This window comes from Acidobacteriota bacterium (genome assembly GCA_039030395.1).
Lineage (GTDB): Bacteria > Acidobacteriota > Thermoanaerobaculia > Multivoradales > JBCCEF01 > JBCCEF01.
This window is the reverse complement of sequence record JBCCEF010000053.1, coordinates 1-2,704: the sequence shown is the minus strand read 5'-3', so window position 1 is coordinate 2,704 and position 2,704 is coordinate 1. Positions and strand designations below refer to the sequence as shown.

Annotated in this window: 2 protein-coding genes; both read left to right on the top strand. The window is 68.7% G+C overall.

Features of this window, described 5'->3' with window-relative positions:
- A partial coding sequence (locus AAF481_20375; protein MEM7483523.1) for an FtsX-like permease family protein occupies positions 1-1,495 on the top strand: 1,495 nt, incomplete at its 5' end.
- A 120-nt stretch (positions 1,496-1,615) separates the two neighbouring features.
- The coding region (locus AAF481_20370) for a sigma 54-interacting transcriptional regulator (GenBank protein MEM7483522.1) at positions 1,616-2,704 on the top strand (1,089 nt) is incomplete at its 3' end.

The following is a 2,704-nucleotide window of genomic DNA, read 5'->3' as shown; positions in this document are numbered from 1 at the left end:
GGCGATTCGCTCGGCGCTGGGCTGCGGCCGTTGGCGCCTGGCGCGTTGGCTGTGGGTGGAGAGCTTGCTGCTAGCTCTGGCCGGTGGCGTCTTGGGCATCCTACTGGCGCGCCTAGGTCTCGTCGGCATGCTGCAGGCGATGCCGGATTGGATGCCGCGGACCGATGAGATCGTGGTCGACGGCCGGGTCGCTCTGGCCGGCCTCGCCCTGGCTCTGGTGACCGGGCTCGTCTTCGGCGCTGCGCCGGCAACCGCCCAAGCGCGGGCACGGATCTACAGCTTGTTGCGCCAGGGCTCGGGGACGGTCGGTGGCCGGGCGCGCGGCCGCAGCGCCCTGGTGGTGGCCGAGGTGGCGCTGGCCTTCGTCCTGGTGATCGCGGCCGGATTGGCCGCCAGGAGCTTCTGGCGCGCCGCCCAGGTCGATCCGGGTTTCGAGGCCCAGGGGGTCTACACCTTCTCGCCGATGATCACTGATTCGAAGTACGAGGCTGCCGAGTCACGCCAGGCCTTCTTCCGGCAGCTCAGGGAGCGTTTGCTGGCCGCGCCGGGGGTCGAGACGGTGGGGGCAATTCACATGCTGCCGATTCGCACCCAAGGCTTCAATGGCCACCTCGAGGTCGCCGGTCGCGAGGCGGCGCCGGGCGAGCTACCGATCGTCAACTGGCGAGTCGTTTCGGCGGGGTACTTCGAGACCTTGAACATTCCCGAGATCACCGGCCGCCTGTTGGATGAGCGCGACCGCGCCGGGGCCTTGCCGACCGTGCTGATCAACCAGACCTTCGCCGAGCAGCATTTCCCCGGCCAGGATCCTCTCGGCCAGCGCATCCGGATCGACCTGGAGGCGTCCGACGAGTGGCTCACCGTGGTCGGCGTCGTGGGAGATATTCGGCAGCACGGCCTGACGACTCGGGTGCTGCCCGAGATCTACCGCCCGGTGGAGCAGGTGGAGCGTCAAGTCGGGCTGTCGTTCCTGGTCCGTTCGTCCCTGGGACCCAGCGAAATGTCGCGTACCGTCGACGCGGCGCTGGCTGAGATCGACCCCCAGGTACCGGCGGCATTCGGCGAGACGATGGCGTCGGTCCTGCGCCAATCGCTATCGTTCCAGCGTCTGATCCTGATCCTGGCGGCGGTCTTCGCTGGCCTGGCCATGGTTCTGGGCGCGGCAGGGATCTACGGCGTGGTGGCCTTTGATGTCAGCCGGCGGACGCCGGAGATCGGTTTGCGCATGGCCCTCGGTGCCCATCGCGGTGGCGTCCTGCGGATGATCCTGCAGCAGGGTCTGCTGCCGGTCGCCGGCGGCCTGGTCCTGGGTATGGGCCTCTCCCTGGCTCTCGGTCGCTTCGTCCGCAGCCTGCTCTACGAAGTCGAGCCCGGTGATCCGCTGACCTACGCCGCCATGTCGCTGATGTTGGGATTGGTGGCGGTCGGCGCCGTTCTGGTGCCGGCCTGGCGTGCGTCGCGGGTCGACCCCTTGGTGGCGCTGCGACACGAGTAGACCGCGGACAGAGCTCCGGTCGGCTTAAACGATCTGTCTGATCGTTGATAAGCTCGGCCGGACATGGCTCCTGAGGTTCCGCAGGTCCCTCCGTTTGCACTTGGCTCCGGCCGATCAGAGTTGCGGCCACAGCTCGTCATCCATCCTGGCGGGGCACGGCAAGAGGTCCTCCAGCGGACACCGATCGTCTTGGGCCGGGCGCCGGATTGCGATGTGGTGCTCGACGACGAGACCGTGTCGCGGTGCCATTGTCGACTGTCTCCGGCGGCTGGCGACAACTGGCAGGTGGAAGATCTGGGTAGCCGGGGCGGTACCTTCCTCGACGGCGAAGCGGTCGTTGAGCCGGCTGTCGTGCCCTTCGGCAGCTGGCTGCGCATCGGAGCGACGGTGATCCAGCTGGTAGGGCGTGAGGAGGGCGGCTTGATTCTCTCCGGTGAGCCGATCCGCGACGCATTGCTTCTCGGCCAACTGCTCGATGCCTTGGGCGAGCTGGCCCAGGCCTACGACCTGGAAGAGACCCTCCGAGCGCTGGTCGATTCCGGCATCCGAATCGGTGGTGGTGAGCGTGGAGCACTCTTTCTGAGCACCGCACAAGACCGCCTGGAGGTCGCGCTGGCGCGCGACCTGCGGGCCGGCGATCTCTCGCTCGACGAGGTGTTGACCCGCTCCCTGCCGCGGCGCGCGGTGCAGGCCAATCGTCCGGTAGTTCTCGCCGACGCCGGCGCCGCTGGCCGCGAGCAGACCCTGCCGCCCAGCCTCCACCACAGCCGGCGGCAGAGCGTCGTCTGTGTCCCCCTGCCTGGCCCGGACGGTGCCCGGGGGGTGCTCTACGTCGATAGCCTGAGTCCGGCAACACGCTTCGGCGCTGCCGAGCTGACCGTGCTCACCGCCCTGGCGGTGCAGGCCAGCCGAGCCATCGACCGAGCCGAGGAGAGGCGCCGCGAGGGCGAGCAACGGCAGCGGTTGGAGGCCGAGAACGCGGCGCTCAAGGCTCGTCTCGGCGCCGCTGAGCCGGTTGCCGAATGTGCGGCGATGCGGCGGACTCTGGAGCTGTTGCGGCGCGTGGCACCTTCGGAGGCGACGATCTGCCTGACGGGTGAGACCGGCACCGGCAAGGAAGTGATGGCCCGCCATCTGCATCGGCTGAGCGGTCGTGCCGAGCGCCCCTTTATCGTCGTCGATTGCGGCGCCTTGCCCGAATCGCTGATC